We start from the raw sequence: 15,437 nt of genomic DNA, 5'->3' as shown, positions 1-15,437 counted from the left end.
CCTATCTGTACACTCACCTCATGAGCATCGAGCGTCGAGCTGGTGGCGGGCGCATCAATCGAGCTCCAGCAAAGTGCTCGCTTGGAAAGGTGCTGGACATCTCGGCAACCGGCATGCGATTGCGGGGTAGCGGTATCCAGCCAAGAAAACAGCAGCTCATCCGATTCACACTCGCGTGCTCGCACGGTGTCTACCAGATGGTCGGCCAGGTTGCATGGACCAAACGTCTGAACTGGGTCAACTTCGATATGGGTGTGAACTTTCTCGAACTCACACCGGAAGCTGCGCAGGGACTCAACGCGATTGTCCGCGATGCGCTGGGTGATATGACCATCGAAGGCATGGAGGCAGAGAAACGAAATATGCACGAGCGTGCGAGGATACAAGACTAACGGTGGTTCCTGTGCCGAGTCCATAGCAATGAGTTGCATCGCTCCCATGTAAATACTTCGCAGAACGGCTTTTCCCACTTCACAAGCTGTGCCGTGTCATATCCTACAAGTCTGCAACGACGCCAGTACTCCTCTTGTGTATCCGGATACCCCTCATATTGCAGCAGTAAGTACTCTGCGTGCTGCTTTGCCTGCCGGTCATATCTGTTCTCGTTGAGCACATCAGTGAGATACGGCTTTGCGAGCTCGCCAAAGTCAATCAGAGCCACAACAACGAGCTCGGCATCGAAGTATGTTGAGTTGTCACCAAGATGCTCGATCAGCACAGGCATGAAGATATCAGCAGCGGATTCACACCTTCCCACCGCAAGCACAACTGCTGCAAAGAACTGTTCCTGAGATGCTCCATGTCGCGCCATTTCGACGAGTTGTGGATATATACGCCATGCGTGAGCAATCAGGAGTGGGACAGAAGAAACGATGTTGTCGGTGACATCTTTCGCAACCAGAACCGCATCTGGATGATCAAAGTCATATCCTGTCACTGGATCGCCCCTGAGCGTGTCAAGTGAGTGTTGAAGCAGTGCATCGCTGGGATCGAGAGGGCTTATCTCGCGCAATAATCTTGCTGCAAGCTGCTGCTGTTGCCAATCGTCCGACAACAGAGCGCCATTCAGTGCTGGCACAGCAACCTGCCCAAGCTCTCGAAGTAACACGACTGCCCTTTGCCCGTTCCCAATGATCTCATCGTCGCGGAGATCTTTTACAAGTTCTGCTGCAAGCTGACGCGCACTCCATCCCGTGATGGTTCCGTTTGCTGCGCGCTGCATAACCTGCGTGCCAACCGGTCCATCCCAGTTGTCCACAAGATGGGACTTATAAAGCATAAGCGCTGGCGTTGGTGCCCATGATGTCCATCGACCGGTGTATCCCTCAACGCCAACCCACCATATCGCACCGAAGCACAATAAACCCGCGCCAATACTACCCAGTGCTTTATCCCGTGCATTTCGTCGCATGCGCTGAGAAATCACGCTAACTCGTCCACATTCCGGACACTTTGCGGTGTTGTCAAAGTACGCAGGTAACCCACTCAGGTTGTAACCACACCGAGATCGGGACACAACCCGCACCACTGAGAGCATACCCATATACCATGATCGCTTTGGTCCGGGACAACTGTGTTGAGTTCCAACTGGCACGCTGCGGGAACGCAGAACCAGCAAAGTTGCACACACAATAACTCCTGCAAGCCAAAGCGTGACAGTCACTATCAGCGATGTGCGTGGGTCCATACGCCGCCTCCATCGGCGACTATCGGCATGTCAGGCTGGGTTTCATCCGTTGTGCAGTTTTACTTCTCTGGTCCCTCCGGGCATCATCGTTTCGAGGATTGAGGTCTCGCCGCGCGTGCGGATCTCAGCTGCGATCCCATCCACGAACTCTGCCAGTTTCATTGCGCCAAGGTCCTTCTGGATGCCCCGTGCGCGCACGGACACGTTCTCGTTCTCCGCGTCGCGAGGCCCGACGATGAGCAGGTACGGGATCTTCCATTCCGTCGCATCGCGGATCTTCGCTTGGATGCGCTCGCCTGAAAGGTCCATCGTCGCGCGCACGCCGACGTTCCTGAGATCGGCAAGCACGCGCTCTGCGTAATCGCTCGACTTTTCAGAGATCGGGAGCACGCGCACCTGTTCCGGCGCAAGCCACGTCGGGAACGAACCGGCAAAGTGCTCGATCAGGAACCCGCAGAACCGTTCCATTGAGCCGAACGGCGCACGATGGATCATCACAGGGCGATGCGGCTGATTGTCCGGACCGATGTACGACAGATCGAACCTGATCGGCAGGTTGTAATCGACCTGCACGGTGCCGAGCTGCCATTCGCGTCCGATGACGTCCTTAACCACGAAGTCGATCTTGGGACCATAGAACGCTGCCTCACCGGGCTCTTGTGTGAACGGCGCACCGAGCGCGCGCGCTGCCTCGATGCACGCGGCTTCTGCTTTGTCCCAGTTTGACGGATCGCCCGTGTACTTGGAAGAATCCGGATCGCGCAATCCGACACGAACGCGATAGTTCTCCATACCCAGCGTCTCGAAGATGATGCGGACGAGCGACAGACATCCGAGCACTTCCTGGCCGATCTGATCCTCCGTGCAGAACAGATGCGCATCGTCCTGCGTGAAGCTGCGTACGCGCAGCATGCCCGACAGTTCGCCCGACTGCTCCCATCGGTACACCGTGCCGAACTCGGCAAGACGCACCGGCAGATCACGATATGAGTGCGGCTGCGAGTCAAACACCTTGATGTGGTGCGGGCAGTTCATCGGCTTGAGCATGTACCCGTCGATGTCACCCTCGCTCATGCGGTTTGAGAGTTCCGCGCACGAGCATCCCTCGGTTGCCATCGCAGCGAGGTCGTCGCGCTCGACAAGCGGCGGGAACTGGGAATCGGCGTAATACGGGAAGTGGCCGCTCGTCTTGTAAAGTTCGAGCTTGCCTATGTGCGGTGTAAAGATCTGGTGGTATCCCTGCTTGCGCAGCTCCTCCGAGATGAATGTTTGCAGTTCCTGGCGGATCACCGCGCCAGCGGGTGTCCACAGAATGAGCCCCTGCCCCACAGCGTCGTCGATATGGAACAGCCGCAGCTTCTTGCCGATCACGCGATGGTCGCGCTGCTTTGCTTCTTCGAGAAGATTGAGATGCGTCTCGAGGTCTTTCTTGCGGAAGAACGCGGTGCCATACACACGTGTGAGCCTGTCGGAGTTCTCGTCGCCGTGCCAGTACGAGCTTGCAAGACTCATCATCTTGAATGCGCCGATTTTTCCTGTGGATGGCACGTGCGGCCCACGACACAGGTCTTCCCAGTTTTTTCCTGGCTCCCCTGTCGCGTAGAACGACAGCGCAGTTGCACCAGCCTTGTTGATCGCCTGCTCTGCGTTATCGATCTTGTACTTTGACCCCTCGGACTGGAGCTTGCTCATGCCATCACTGGCTGCAAGTTCATATCGCGTGAACTGGCGATCCTCGGCAACGATGGCTTCCATTTCCTTTTCGATCTGCTCGAAGTCACCCTCGCGCAATGGGCGGTCGTCGGGGAATCTGATGTCGTAATAGAACCCGGTCTCCAGTGGCGGGCCATACACGAGCTGCGCCTCGGGCACGATGCGTTGGATCGCTTCAGCCATCACATGTGCGCACGAATGACGCAGCAGCAACAGTGCTTCCGGATCGGGCTCATTCAAGCCGTCCGCAGTGCGTCGCTTCTCAGTCACAATACCGAGATGGCAGTCCTTATCGAGCAGTGTCGCAAGGTCCATCATCTCGCCATCAACTTTGCACGCGAGCGCCGCCTTTGCAAGCCCGGGCCCGATGTCCATCGCAACCTGCGCAGCGGTTACGGGCGCGTCGTAGTTTCGTACAGAACCATCTGGAAGTGTGATCGAGATTGCCATGTGTGCTGCTCCGATGAATGTGCGTCTGATCGTAACCTTCTGCGAGAATCCAAACGAAAAACGCCCGGCTTTTCGGCCGAGCGCTTGGAATTGACACACTGCCTGTACGGGTTCGGCCGTTACCCGCCAGTGCTCCTCGTGCTTGTGGTTGTTGTGTCCAGCCGATACATCATGTGCTCCAGATTAGCATCTGTATCCGTCAAAGGCAAACACGCCCCTGTCAGAATGCTATCGGTTCGTGCTGTCTGATGCTCCATCGGTTGTGTTATCGTCCGATGAAGTGGTCATTTCAGAGGCCGGCCCGATGATGATGCGGATCGGTTGGCTGGCGTTGTGATACTTCGCAAACACATCCTGCACCTGTTCGCGAGTCAGACCACGAACCAGTTCATCCTCGGACATGACATCATCAAGCGCGCGACCGCGATAGTCGATCTGCGAGATCCTCCCCATCCAGTATCCCGGCTGGGATTCGTTCTCGTTCATGATGTTGGCAATCTGTGTCGCTGCTATCGAAACCTCTTCTGCGGTCGGGCCGTTCGTCGCAAACTCGTTGAACATCGACTGCACCTCGTCGGCGAGCAGCGTTGCCTTTGACGGCTCTGTCGATGGTGCAAACGCGATAAACACACCGTACCCCGGATATGCGATCGACGGCGCCATCGACGCCTGCATGCCGTACACCAGTTGCAGTTCCTCGCGCACACGCTTGGTCAGGCGTGTCGTCATGATCTTTGACGCAACATCCATCGCGCTGGAGTCGAGCAGATTGTTCGCATCCGCACCAAAGAACCCGACAACGACAACGGACTGCAGCGTCACAGTGTCAACCGGCTGAACCACCTCACACGACCAGTCCGGTGCGGGGAGCACGCGAAGCGTTGATAGTGTCGACGTACTGATGCGTTCACGCGGAGGAAGTGTCGCAAGGTATTGCGTCGCCAGACGCTCGACCTCGTCAAGCGGGATGTTGCCAACAAAGCTGATTTCAAGCGGAGCACCATGCAGCAATGCACTCAACCATTCCTGAGCACGGTCAGCAGTCACCGACGCGAGTTCCTCGCGTGTAAGTTGCTTTGTACGAACATCGTCCTTCGGGTAAAGTGTTTCAAAGAGGGTCCTTGAGAGCATCGCCTGAGGATCTTTTTCCGTCTGGTCGATCATCTGGCCGCGAATCGTTTTCCAGTTGTCAAATGTTGCCTGCTCAACTTTCGCACCTGTCAGAAGCACGTGGAGAAACTCCAGCGCTGTCTCAATATCAACCGGCGATGCTGTTGTTTCCAGTGTGACCATGTCATCGCCAACAAAGGTGCGTCCTCGCACCGTGGTGCCGCTGAGCAGATCGCGAACATTGACTGATGTCAGTCTCTCTGTCGCCGGACGCTGCAGAGCCAGTGCGCCCGACTCGGTCAGCCCATGTGTTGCTGCATCCTCTTGAATCTTCCCGCCAGCAAGTCCCACGCGCACGATCACACGATCCTGCTCCGTATCCATGAACCTGTAATGCACGCGGGCACCATTGGACAGCCAGAAGCTCGTCACATGTGATGCCTGATGATTCTCAATATCGCCAACGATCTCACCCGGCGCAGGCTTTATCGGCAGCAGATCGCTCGGGCGATCCTGCTGGATGCGTGGTTCTGGCGCAGACTGAAGTGCTGTTGTCGCGAGTTCAAGCACCGAATCTTCTGCGGGCTTTGATGTGCTCTCGGGGATCTGCAGCGTTATATCAACAGTCGAGAAGTCGTAGAGTTCACGGAACGCAGATGCGATTTCATCCGCTGTGATGGTCGGAAGGAGTTCCCGCATCAGATCAAGGTGCTGTTGCGCACTCATGATCGGCTCACGAATCAGCACCTTTGCGGTTAGCATTGAAAGAATCGCGCCCGCCTGCATGTCGGGCTCATTGCGTACGCCCGCCTCAGCAACAGCCATGATGGACTGAACCGTGTCGTCGATCTCACGCTGAGAGAACCCATGGAGTCTGGCTCGCTGCAACTCCGTAGCAATACTCGTCAGTGTATCCTGCCAGCGATCGGGCTCACAGGATGCCTCTACGAGTGTCCACTGTAATGCGCTGAAGAGATCCTCGCTCGAAACACTTGCATTGAGGATTTTCAGTTCACCCAGCGAGATCATGCCCGAGATTCGGCGGTTGAAGGTCATCGTACCCACCGCGCGAACAAGATCCTGGCGGTACTGCTCTTCGGAGACAATCGCTCCCTTGGGGTCCTTTACTTGAGCAAGCATGACTGTTGCACGCTGCAACTCCGGGTCGGTGTATACCTTCGAACGACTCTGCTCAGGCACGACGATGCCAGGATCGAGCGGCTCTGGTGCTTTTACCGTTTGCCGGTTGGGCCATGGGCTTTCCGGTCCGGAGAAGGCTCTGGAGATCGCATCGACCATCTGCTGCTCGTTGATGTCCCCCACCGCAATGACCGTCATGTTCTCAGGCACGTACCATTTCTTGTAGTACGCCGCAAAGTCATCGCGCTGCATGTTCAGCAGACGTTCCTCGGTCCCGATAGGCAATCGCTGACCGAATCTTGATCCGGGTGAGATATCCTCAAGTATCTTCTCAAACATGCGCTGTTGTGCGCCAAGTCGCGTGCGTTTCTCCTCAAGAATCACGCCTCGTTCCTTCTCTATCTCCTCTGCCGGGAGTGTCAGCCTGCCAGCAACATCTGACAGGAACAACAGACCTTTGTCGAACATCTCCATCGAGTTGTCCGGTAGCGCAAGCGTGTATCGCGTATCTGCAAACCCGGTCATCGCATTCTGGTGACGGCCGAACGTGAGCCCGAGTTCCTCAAAGAACGGAATCACGGAGCCGGGAGGAAAGTTCTCCGATCCGTTGAACGCCATGTGCTCCAGAAAATGTGCGATGCCTCGTTGTGAATCAAGTTCGTTGAGTGATCCAGTCCTGATGTGGAGCCAGATGGACGCGCGCTTCGGTGGGTGATCATGTGAGAGCACAACGTACGACACGCCGGACTCAAGCGTGCCCCGCACATACCGTGTGTCCTCGGGCAATGAATGGACGATCACTGATACCGGCGCAAGCGTTATGTGTTCATCAGCGGCGTTGTTCGCTGTTCCCTGATTCTGAGCTGTCACGCGATGCCCCGTGCATACGAGCACCAGCGCAAGCATGGCGTACTTCGCAGCGGCAGTTGACATCCGCTGGCACAACGTTCTTCTGGACATGGATGTTCTCTCCGGTTTTCACGCCAGTTCATGCGTTCTGGTTCCTCGTGCGTATCGCAACGATACAGCACAAAGGATAGCACCCGACCGACCAGCACCTCAAAGCTGCAGGATGCGCGTCTCGGTACATCCTGTCGCGATTACAGATCCGACTCGAGCGAGTCCACCCTGACAATCGCAACACCACGCAGTGTCTCGGACGCGGTATTCAGCGTATACCGATCCAGTTGCAACGCGATCTGTACATCAAAATCGATCGGTTGTCCAGCATGAAGCGAAACAAGCGCGTCATCAGCCAAGCACTGCAGCTGATCCAGCACGCTTGATGATTGCAGTTGCATCCCCAGAAGTTGACCGGTTCCGTAGATGACAATACCACGTTCTGCACCAGTCTGATGGTCTACATGCGACAGATCAACCAGACGCACGTATCCGGGCACAGAATCTTCCTCGCTTGTGACAACGGTTGCGGAAAGGCCAACCGCGCTTTCACCATGCAGTATGAAACCAACGCGCATCAGAAACCGGTATTGCATCTTCAATGTCAGGTTGAGCATCATCGTGTCGTTGTCGTACGTCACAGGCCACGAACCGAACACATCGCCACGGCCGGGCACAAGATCTATCAAACGCACGCACGCCGCCTGATACGTGTCGGTCTCGATTATCAATGACAGCGCGGAAAGTGTTTGTATCGCGCGCAGTTGTGATCTTGCATCTGAGATTCGAACTGAGATCGACTGCACACAACCGGGTCCTTCCCCTGTGTCGATCCATACGCTCGGAACAGTCGACGGGATCACCCATCCCTCGTACCCGTGCGATGTCTGCGACGCAATCACCTGCACTGTTCGATCGGCATGCACATCGGGCACGATGACACGAGTATCAACAGCATTCGCCTCTGCATCTCGCAGCTGCGATTCTGTCTGCAGATTAGACGTACTCGACTGACCTGATGCAACTGCGCAGACAATCGCAACAGTGACCAATGAAGCAAGCGTTCTCATGCGAGATTTATCGGAGAAAAACCACTACTCGCTTGGATTTCAGATAGGTGCGCAAAGTTCTCTGATTACCGAAGCTCGCGCACGTTCGGAGCGGGCAGATCGTCGGCATACTCCCACACAACGACCTCGACCTCACGAACGCCCCACTTGCGGGCCTCGCGATGCGTCGGGAACAGCACGTCAAGCTTGTGCCCCTTTATCGCGCCGCCACAATCGAGTACGGGAACGATCTGATCATTGTCGTATCCGGGCACTGTCAGCATCGTGCCGTACGAGAATAGTTTGGGATCTGCTGCAACGAGCGCGCCGCCGTTCGTATCAACAGAATGGAGTGTCGCGGTTTTGCCATCAGCAAACGGGCCGCACGATCTGTGATCGGGCGCATATGCAGTCACACGCATCTTCACGGTGCGGGCCTGCCTGACGGGTCTGCCATTGAACCAGCGAATCTCCTCGGTGGATGCTTCGACTGTTTCTTCCTGCACTGTCTCGTTGTCCAGAGCAATCTCAACATCGGGAACATCAATGTTGTGCGTTTCGATGGTGCTCTCGTGCGATGCGAGCACGATATGTGAGCCAAGTCCAGACTCGCTGATAACTGGTGTGTGTGTCTCGACACGCTCAATCGCAGCGAGCGGCTGGGCACCGTTGTTATGCCCGAGTTCCTTTGTTGCGATCGCGCTCCCAGCCACGAGCACAGCAAGCACGCCGTACGCAACGGGTTCCACAAAGGGCTTCCATCGCGCACTGCAAGCGCAGCGCAGTTTCTGATCTTTGGTTACCACCACCACCATTCCTCCATGTGCGCCTGCAACTCATCGAACCATCGCCACCACGCGATGTGCCCGCGCAACGCAAGCTGCCAACCAGTTTCAGACGCGGAGCATCTTCATAAATCTCTTACGAGATGTGGAAAACCATACCCCGGCTTGCACACAAGATCGACCAATCTGCACCGTGAATCAATCGCCATTGGTCAGGTCGCGCAACTTGTGCGCATCTCATGCTCTGTGCGGGATGGCTCGCGGACATTGCAGACATGTTTTCAACATCAGCGTGGTGTGCGATAACTTGTTCTGATCAAGCCGGTTACATATATCACCTGTGAGATAACACAGACGCAATCCACGAACAGCAAATCCAGTTTCCGTCCAATAACATAATCTGAATACCACCACCCCGATGAAGGACGCGTGTGGGATCACACCCTGGCCAAGAATAACTTTTCTTTCAGACGCAATCTCGAAAGTGTCCGCATGCAGGACGACGATTGAGTCAGTTCAGCGATACATCATCTTTGCACAAACAGAAACACGCTCCTCATGCATGTCACCGCCATCGAAGCCTTTGAGATTGCACTGCTTGGCATGAGCGCAGGGCTGATCGGCGGGCTCGCAGGTATCGGCGGTTCGCTTATCATGATCCCAGGATTGATCTTCCTGCTCGGCTACGACGACGACGCACACACACAGCAGCATGTCTTTATGGCAGCGGCAATGGTCGTGAACTTTCTCGTTGCAGCACCGTCAGCCCTCCGACATCACAAGAGCAAGGTTGTTCGGCTTGATGTTGCACGGTATCTCATCCCGACCATGATGTGTGCAATTCTTGTCGGCGTGCTCTTGTCAGATCGGATTGAGGGATCGCACCTGAAGAACGCACTCGCGGTGTTCATGATGATCTACAGCATAACGAACCTGTGGCGCGCATGGCAGCGATACCAGCAAAGGAAGCACAACCCGGAAGCCTCTGCGCAGGAAGAGCAGTCCCAGCAGATGCAACATCGCATTGCAGTCGCACCAATCATCGGTATCGGCGCATTGACAGGGCTGATTGCCGGACTACTGGGGATTGGAGGCGGGCTGATTATGGTGCCGCTGCTCCTGATCGCATTGCGACTCCCTTTACGGCAAGCGATCGGAACGAGCAGCGCGGTCATGTGCTTGACTGCACTCGTCGGTTCGGCACTCAAGCTCTGGAACCTCGCGCCAGAGCATGGCCGTGAAGCGTCAGAAGCACTGACATACGCGATACTCATGGGCCCAACCGCATCGGTTGGCGCATGGTTCGGCGCCCATCTCATGCACAAACTCCCGCTACAAACTGTGCGCGTCATTATCAGTGTGCTGCTCATCGTCGGTGCACTGAAGATGCTGGGTGTGTTTTAGCGCTGACGCCTCGGCATGTTTGACTCCAAAGAAAAACGGTTAGGCACCTGCGTGAGTACCCAACCGCTTCGTTTTTTTGCGAGTCGAATCTGTCAGACTCAGTTGGCAAAGTGCGCGAAGGCCTTGTTCGCGTCTGCCATACGGTGGACCTGATCGCGTGTGGACATGGCTTTGCCCTCGCGCTTGGCCGCTGCGTAGAGCTCATCCGCGAGACGGCGAGCCATAGGACGCCCCTTCTCGCCGCGTGATGCAGCAAGGATCCAGCGGAACGCGAGCGACTGCTGGCGGTGTGGCTTGACGGACATCGGCACCTGATAGTTTGCACCACCAACGCGCTTGGACCGAACCTCAACATACGGCATGACATTATCAATCGCCTGATGGAACAGCTGGAGTTCGTTCTCCGGCTTGTGCTCTGCCCACGCGTCGTCCTTCTTCAGACGCGATGCGATCGTGTCCATCGCATCGTACATTACGCGTTCCGCAACGGACTTCTTGCCATCGAGCATAAGGCAGTTAATAAACTTCGCCACCCGCTTGTCGCTGTAGACGGGGTCTGGACGAAGCTGATCTTCACTCTTTGTAATACGGCCGGCCATTGTGTTCTCCTGGCTCATCTGCCCGCACATGCGGACTGTGTTCACCACTTCGACATAAAGTAGTTACTTGCCAACGTGAATGGAAACATCATCGCGCCACACAAACAGAGGCGCAGATGGAACTGATTACTTCTTGCCGACGGTTGCCTTGACCTTGGCACCGTACTTCGAGCGTGCCTGCTTGCGATCATCAACACCAAGGCAATCGAGCGCCCCGCGGACGATGTGGTAGCGGACACCGGGCAGATCACGCACACGACCGCCACGCACGAGCACGATCGAGTGCTCCTGCAGGTTGTGGCCCTCGCCACCAATGTACGCGGTTACTTCCTTGCCGTTGCTCAGACGCACACGCGCAACCTTACGGAGCGCAGAGTTGGGCTTCTTGGGCGTGAGTGTCTTGACGATCAGACAGTTGCCGCGACGCTGCGGACAGCGATCGATATCGCGGACCTTTGACTTTGCGGTCTGAATCTTGCGAGGTTTGCGGACAAGCTGGTTGATCGTTGGCATGGGCGTGTTTCAGTCTGTGGTCATAACGTGGAAAAACTACCGAGACCTGATTCCGGTACGACTCGGGCCGAGATGATAGGGCCGGGTGCTCCGAGGGGCAAATCGAGGAGGCCCCATCAGGCTCGATACAATACCCAATGCATACCGACCATGACCCGACCCTCGATCCAACCACACTCCACGGCTTCCAGAAACTTATCCATGACCGATACTTCGCGACAGACTCCGCTCGGGGAGTTGAGGGCACATTCATGCTGCTGATGGAGGAGGTGGGCGAGCTGGCAACCGCTCTCCACGACAACTCCCGCCCGAACCGCGAGCCGACGCAAGCCCAGCGGGCCAATCTCGAAGAAGAGTTTGCGGATGTGCTGGCGTGGCTGGCGACGCTTGCCAATATCACAAAGGTCGATTTCGCGACCGCGATCGAGAAGTACACCACGCCTGGTCGGGTCGAGGGTGTGAAGGACTGAGGATGACCAGGAACATCCCCCAATCGGACGAACTCATTGGAGGGCTGAAAGACCCGGTTGATCCGTACTTTGCATTCGGACTTATTGGCTCGCAGTTGTTCGTCGCACTGTGTGTAATTGGTTCTCTCTACTTCTTCGAGATAGAGAACTCGATTCTTCAAGTCGGGTTGTGGGTTGGTGCAGAGGTATGCGCGTTGACAGTGCTGATCCTGCTCGCGATGTGGAGAGAAAAGAAGCAGGCAAAGAAGAGCGACTCTCTGCGACCAGTTGAGTGAAAAGTCTATTTCAACTTGGCTCGGTGCCACTGGTATCTCGCGCGTGCGAGTACCAGTGCTGCGGATGCGAAGTCTGGCACTGCGTGTCGCGATGCGACAACGCAGTGGCACCGGGGCATACATTAGCAATGCAAACACACAGGAGTCCGGGGCTTTCCAAACACTGGTGGAGCGGGCTTCCAGCCCGCTTGAAGTAACATACCTTCGCGGGCAAGATGCCCGCGCCACCGCGATGCCCACGTGGGGCGAGACGCCCCACGCTCCTGACTTTGTTCCGCGCTCAACAACTCTGACTTTCTATGCGCTAAATGCATCTGCAACAAATGCTCGCATAATCATGGTCACACAAGCGTGACCATGGCACCCAAAACGATACTGAGAAACGAGCCCCGAGCGCAAGCTCGGGGACGTTGTATATCAATCTCTTCAACTCGGCGGCAGCAAACGGCGTAGGTGCCTGCCATAGTCGATCACGCGGCCGATCACTTCCTTGGACGACTCCTTTACGACCATGCGGTCACCCGACACCAGCGTAATGACGGTATCGGGTCGTTCCTCGATCGTGCGGATCAACTCGCAGTTCAGCACAAACTTTTCGCCGGAGAGCCGTGTGAGTGCGATCATGCCGGATACCTCAGTTCGTCATCAGATGCTGATGGAGAGCAGTTGCTGGAGCAGTTCGTCCGACGTGCGGATCACACGCGACGAGGCCGAATATCCGGTCGACGTCAGGATCAGTCCGATGAACTCCTTGCCAAGGTCGACGTTTGATTGTTCAAGCGAACCCGACACGATGTTGCCGGAACCCGCTGTCTGGGCGTCGACCACCTGCGGCGCACCCGAGTTGATCGACTCGCGGAAGCTGTTCTGCCCCACCTCAGTCAAACCCGCTGGGTTGGTGAACATCGCGAGCGGGATCTGACCGAGTGTGCGTGTGAGTCCATTCGAGAATGAGCCAGTAATGGTGCCATCAAACTCCACGCCGAACGCTTCGAGCACGCCGGTCTGGCGTCCGTCACGATACGGTGTTGAGATCGCCGAGTTCACATCAACAAGCGATGTCATCGCGCCGGTATCGCCGCCGAAGAACATCGAGAACGTGAGCGGCGTTGCTGCGCCCGTGTCGTCGCGATTCACGCTGACTGTCACAGGCAGGTTGTTCACCGGACGGCCGGATGTGTCGAACTGCAGCAGTCCTGTTGTCAATGCAGGCTCGCCCGGCGTGCCGTCGTGCGAATCGATCCAGTAGCGCCACGTTGTGCCCTGATTTGTTTTCGCTTCAAGCGAGAGCGTCGTGACAATGTCAACCTCGTTGCCGAGCGAGTCGTACGCAACGAAGTTCGTGCGAACGCTCTCGCCGGTTGCCTCCTGCGCCTGTTGCACACCGAACGGCTGGGCGATCAGTACGCCGTTCTCATCAAGCAGACGGATGTCGTTCGACTGCAGATCGAGGTTGTTCTCTGAGCCGGAGTTACCAATAAGCGAGATTGCGCCAGTCGTTGCGTCAACGGTGCCGCCGGGCGTGGTGCCGTCGGGGTTTGCAACCGTCGTGCGGACACCCAGTGCGGTCGAGAGATAATCGATCAGATCCTGCACTGTTGTTGCTGCGCCGATCTCCATGCGCGAATCAGGCACGGACGCCGAACCCTTGCGTGCTCCCTGTAACTCGATGAACTGGCCTTCCTCAAACATTGGTGTGGTTGGCTGCGATGCGTTTGCGATGGATGTCAATGCGCTTGTCAGCGTTGCAACACCACCGCCGACAAGCCCGAGCGCGCTCGTTGCGCCAATACCAATATTGAGCAGACTCCCCGCCATCGAAAGATCGCCAGCCGCATTTAGATTGCCAGCGATGCGAACTTCGGTGGTCGCTTCGGCAAGATACCTTCCACCGATTGGAATCTGGATGTCCTGCAGCGTCCCCTTGTCGATGACAAAGTCTGCATCGGTGCCGTACCCGAGCACGCGCTGCCCAGCAACGGTCGTGAGATACTGATCGCCGTCCACACCGAGCGCACCAGCACGCGTGAACTCCAGATCGTCGTTACCGCCATCGACAACAAAGAACCCCTCTCCATCAATCGCAAGATCGTTTGGATTCCCCGTCCCGTTGAGTTGCCCCTGCGTCATCATGCGCGATGTCCCAGCGACGGCGGCACCCTGGCCGATCTCGTACGGGTTTGTACCGCCGGTCGTATCAGCGGGCGCACTCGCACCGCGGTACACACGGGACATCTGCGTTTCGAAGTTCATCCTGCTCGTCTTGAATGCTGGCGTGTTCACGTTGGAGATGTTGTTGCCAATTACCTCCATCGTGCGTGAATGCACAGACAGTCCGGACAACCCGGCAAACATGGCAGAAGTCGAGGTCATACGAGCGTACCTGCTTTCCTGAAACGTGCCAGTGTCTTCACTGACGATCTACAAAGTGTGCGATCCTCGCACTGTGTTTCAGCAGCTCCGCCGCTGTACGACAAACCGAACTCAGATTCCAAACGACGGCATCGGCACCACATCATCCTGTTGTGCTGACACCTCAAGAGACGCGAACCCGTCAACACGCAATGCTGGTGGTGTTGCTGCGTCGCCCTTTGCAACGATCTGTCTGCGTGCAACATCGACGACGTACGACATATCGCCGTGCTGCACGAGCAATGATGTCACGCCACGAGCATCAGCATGGTCTGTCAGCTGCGCGAGCTTCTCCATCTGCTCGGCTGAGAGGTGAACACCCAGCGACGGTTCCACCGTTACACCGAGACCGCTGCTGCCGAACGACTCCTTCGCCTTTGCGAGCAGTTGCTCAAACGATGATGAGGCTGGCTTTGCATGCGATTCGCCGCCGAAGATCGTCTTTGCGATCTGCACCGCTCCACCAATCAACCCTGCTGCCGCAAGTGGAATCATTGCGCACCCCCTGCAATAACTTCCGGCGCATTGATCTCATGCACCTGCTTGAACATCAAGGATTGCCCGGAACTCAATCGCAGCACCGGTCCTTCGTTGTCACGCACAACCGTCTTGACCACACCCTCGGCGAGTGAACCGTCGCTGGCAATGCCGGTCACCTGCGATCCGATGAGTGACGACGCGGATGCCATTTCGTTCTGGCTCACCAGTGCATCGAGTCTGCCGCCAAGGTCCATATCTGTCTGGATCGAGCGAAGATCTGAAATCTGCTGGAGCAATGCGCTTGTATCACTCGGCTTGAGCGGGTCCTGGTTGGCGAGTTCGGTCGTGATGATGTTCACGAACTCGTCGTTGGTCAGCTCGCTGAACCGGTTTGCGTTCTGATTGCTGCTGATGCTTGATGATGTTGATTGCACAGGGTCCATGATGTGT

General features: G+C 56.5%; 15 protein-coding genes. 4 read left to right on the top strand and 11 right to left on the bottom strand.

Going from position 1 to position 15,437, the window contains the following annotated elements; genetic code table 11:
• Positions 1-20: 20 nt before the first annotated feature.
• On the top strand, positions 21-392 hold the full coding sequence (locus H6815_08880) for a PilZ domain-containing protein (protein MCB9860557.1): 372 nt from the start codon (positions 21-23) through the stop codon (positions 390-392).
• Here H6815_08880 and H6815_08875 read toward each other — a convergent pair.
• The 5 genes from H6815_08875 to H6815_08855 form a co-directional block, all read right to left on the bottom strand.
• Positions 389-1,411 (bottom strand): hypothetical protein, encoded by a 1,023-nt coding sequence (locus H6815_08875; GenBank protein ID MCB9860556.1) that lies wholly within the window; start codon positions 1,409-1,411, stop codon positions 389-391. The genes H6815_08880 and H6815_08875 overlap by 4 nt on opposite strands.
• A gap of 318 nt (positions 1,412-1,729) precedes the next feature.
• Positions 1,730-3,850 (bottom strand): threonine--tRNA ligase, encoded by a 2,121-nt coding sequence (gene thrS / locus H6815_08870; protein ID MCB9860555.1) that lies wholly within the window; start codon positions 3,848-3,850, stop codon positions 1,730-1,732.
• Between the two features lie 228 nt (positions 3,851-4,078).
• Positions 4,079-7,060, bottom strand: coding sequence for an insulinase family protein (locus tag H6815_08865; GenBank protein ID MCB9860554.1), 2,982 nt, complete (start codon positions 7,058-7,060; stop codon positions 4,079-4,081).
• A 140-nt stretch (positions 7,061-7,200) separates the two neighbouring features.
• Positions 7,201-8,070: a hypothetical protein gene (locus tag H6815_08860; GenBank protein MCB9860553.1), complete on the bottom strand. Its 870-nt coding sequence runs from the start codon at positions 8,068-8,070 to the stop codon at positions 7,201-7,203.
• A gap of 65 nt (positions 8,071-8,135) precedes the next feature.
• Complete coding sequence (locus tag H6815_08855) at positions 8,136-8,855, bottom strand: hypothetical protein (protein ID MCB9860552.1); 720 nt, start codon at positions 8,853-8,855, stop codon at positions 8,136-8,138.
• 537 nt (positions 8,856-9,392) lie between these two features.
• Between H6815_08855 and H6815_08850 the strand changes: the two genes are divergently transcribed.
• Positions 9,393-10,238, top strand: a complete 846-nt coding sequence (locus H6815_08850; protein ID MCB9860551.1) for a sulfite exporter TauE/SafE family protein — start codon at positions 9,393-9,395, stop codon at positions 10,236-10,238.
• Between the two features lie 98 nt (positions 10,239-10,336).
• On the opposite strand, the gene rpsG is transcribed toward H6815_08850, so the two are convergent.
• Entirely contained in the window at positions 10,337-10,837 is a 501-nt protein-coding gene (gene rpsG, locus H6815_08845) for a 30S ribosomal protein S7 (GenBank protein ID MCB9860550.1), read from the bottom strand.
• Positions 10,838-10,963: 126 nt separating this feature from the next.
• On the bottom strand, positions 10,964-11,350 hold the full coding sequence (locus H6815_08840) for a 30S ribosomal protein S12 (GenBank protein MCB9860549.1): 387 nt from the start codon (positions 11,348-11,350) through the stop codon (positions 10,964-10,966).
• 137 nt (positions 11,351-11,487) lie between these two features.
• Between H6815_08840 and H6815_08835 the strand changes: the two genes are divergently transcribed.
• Together H6815_08835 and H6815_08830 are read left to right on the top strand one after the other, a co-directional pair.
• Entirely contained in the window at positions 11,488-11,820 is a 333-nt protein-coding gene (locus H6815_08835; protein MCB9860548.1) for a nucleotide pyrophosphohydrolase, read from the top strand.
• Between the two features lie 2 nt (positions 11,821-11,822).
• Positions 11,823-12,095 carry a hypothetical protein gene (locus H6815_08830; protein ID MCB9860547.1) on the top strand — a complete coding sequence of 91 codons (273 nt, stop codon included), beginning with the start codon at positions 11,823-11,825 and terminating at the stop codon, positions 12,093-12,095.
• 426 nt (positions 12,096-12,521) lie between these two features.
• Here the strand turns inward: H6815_08830 and H6815_08825 are convergent, their stop codons facing one another.
• The 4 genes from H6815_08825 to H6815_08810 all read right to left on the bottom strand — a co-directional run bounded on the left by H6815_08825 (position 12,522) and on the right by H6815_08810 (position 15,430).
• The gene (locus H6815_08825) at positions 12,522-12,719 is read right to left on the bottom strand and encodes a flagellar FlbD family protein (GenBank protein ID MCB9860546.1); all 198 of its coding nucleotides are present in this window, start codon (positions 12,717-12,719) and stop codon (positions 12,522-12,524) included.
• Between the two features lie 21 nt (positions 12,720-12,740).
• Complete coding sequence (locus H6815_08820) at positions 12,741-14,468, bottom strand: flagellar hook-basal body complex protein (GenBank protein ID MCB9860545.1); 1,728 nt, start codon at positions 14,466-14,468, stop codon at positions 12,741-12,743.
• A 111-nt stretch (positions 14,469-14,579) separates the two neighbouring features.
• Positions 14,580-15,002 carry a hypothetical protein gene (locus tag H6815_08815; GenBank protein ID MCB9860544.1) on the bottom strand — a complete coding sequence of 141 codons (423 nt, stop codon included), beginning with the start codon at positions 15,000-15,002 and terminating at the stop codon, positions 14,580-14,582.
• Positions 14,999-15,430 carry a hypothetical protein gene (locus H6815_08810; protein MCB9860543.1) on the bottom strand — a complete coding sequence of 144 codons (432 nt, stop codon included), beginning with the start codon at positions 15,428-15,430 and terminating at the stop codon, positions 14,999-15,001. The genes H6815_08815 and H6815_08810 overlap by 4 nt, the downstream gene beginning before the upstream one ends.
• Positions 15,431-15,437 lie beyond the last annotated feature (7 nt).

It is taken from the genome of Phycisphaeraceae bacterium, from assembly GCA_020639155.1.
Classification (GTDB): domain Bacteria; phylum Planctomycetota; class Phycisphaerae; order Phycisphaerales; family UBA1924; genus JACKHF01.
This window is presented reverse-complemented; position numbering and strand designations above follow the sequence as displayed.

What these genes read in the sequence shown, in the direction of transcription:
- H6815_08820 (MCB9860545.1), bottom strand. Translation starts at nt 14,468, where the DNA reads ATGACCTCGACTTCTGCCATGTTTGCCGGGTTGTCCGGACTGTCTGTG.
- rpsG (MCB9860550.1), bottom strand. Translation starts at nt 10,837, where the DNA reads ATGGCCGGCCGTATTACAAAGAGTGAAGATCAGCTTCGTCCAGACCCC.
- H6815_08835 (MCB9860548.1), top strand. Translation starts at nt 11,488, where the DNA reads ATGCATACCGACCATGACCCGACCCTCGATCCAACCACACTCCACGGC.
- H6815_08830 (MCB9860547.1), top strand. Translation starts at nt 11,823, where the DNA reads ATGACCAGGAACATCCCCCAATCGGACGAACTCATTGGAGGGCTGAAA.
- H6815_08880 (MCB9860557.1), top strand. Translation starts at nt 21, where the DNA reads ATGAGCATCGAGCGTCGAGCTGGTGGCGGGCGCATCAATCGAGCTCCA.
- H6815_08815 (MCB9860544.1), bottom strand. Translation starts at nt 15,002, where the DNA reads ATGATTCCACTTGCGGCAGCAGGGTTGATTGGTGGAGCGGTGCAGATC.
- thrS (MCB9860555.1), bottom strand. Translation starts at nt 3,850, where the DNA reads ATGGCAATCTCGATCACACTTCCAGATGGTTCTGTACGAAACTACGAC.
- H6815_08875 (MCB9860556.1), bottom strand. Translation starts at nt 1,411, where the DNA reads ATGCGACGAAATGCACGGGATAAAGCACTGGGTAGTATTGGCGCGGGT.
- H6815_08825 (MCB9860546.1), bottom strand. Translation starts at nt 12,719, where the DNA reads ATGATCGCACTCACACGGCTCTCCGGCGAAAAGTTTGTGCTGAACTGC.
- H6815_08840 (MCB9860549.1), bottom strand. Translation starts at nt 11,350, where the DNA reads ATGCCAACGATCAACCAGCTTGTCCGCAAACCTCGCAAGATTCAGACC.
- H6815_08810 (MCB9860543.1), bottom strand. Translation starts at nt 15,430, where the DNA reads ATGGACCCTGTGCAATCAACATCATCAAGCATCAGCAGCAATCAGAAC.
- H6815_08865 (MCB9860554.1), bottom strand. Translation starts at nt 7,060, where the DNA reads ATGTCCAGAAGAACGTTGTGCCAGCGGATGTCAACTGCCGCTGCGAAG.
- H6815_08860 (MCB9860553.1), bottom strand. Translation starts at nt 8,070, where the DNA reads ATGAGAACGCTTGCTTCATTGGTCACTGTTGCGATTGTCTGCGCAGTT.
- H6815_08850 (MCB9860551.1), top strand. Translation starts at nt 9,393, where the DNA reads ATGCATGTCACCGCCATCGAAGCCTTTGAGATTGCACTGCTTGGCATG.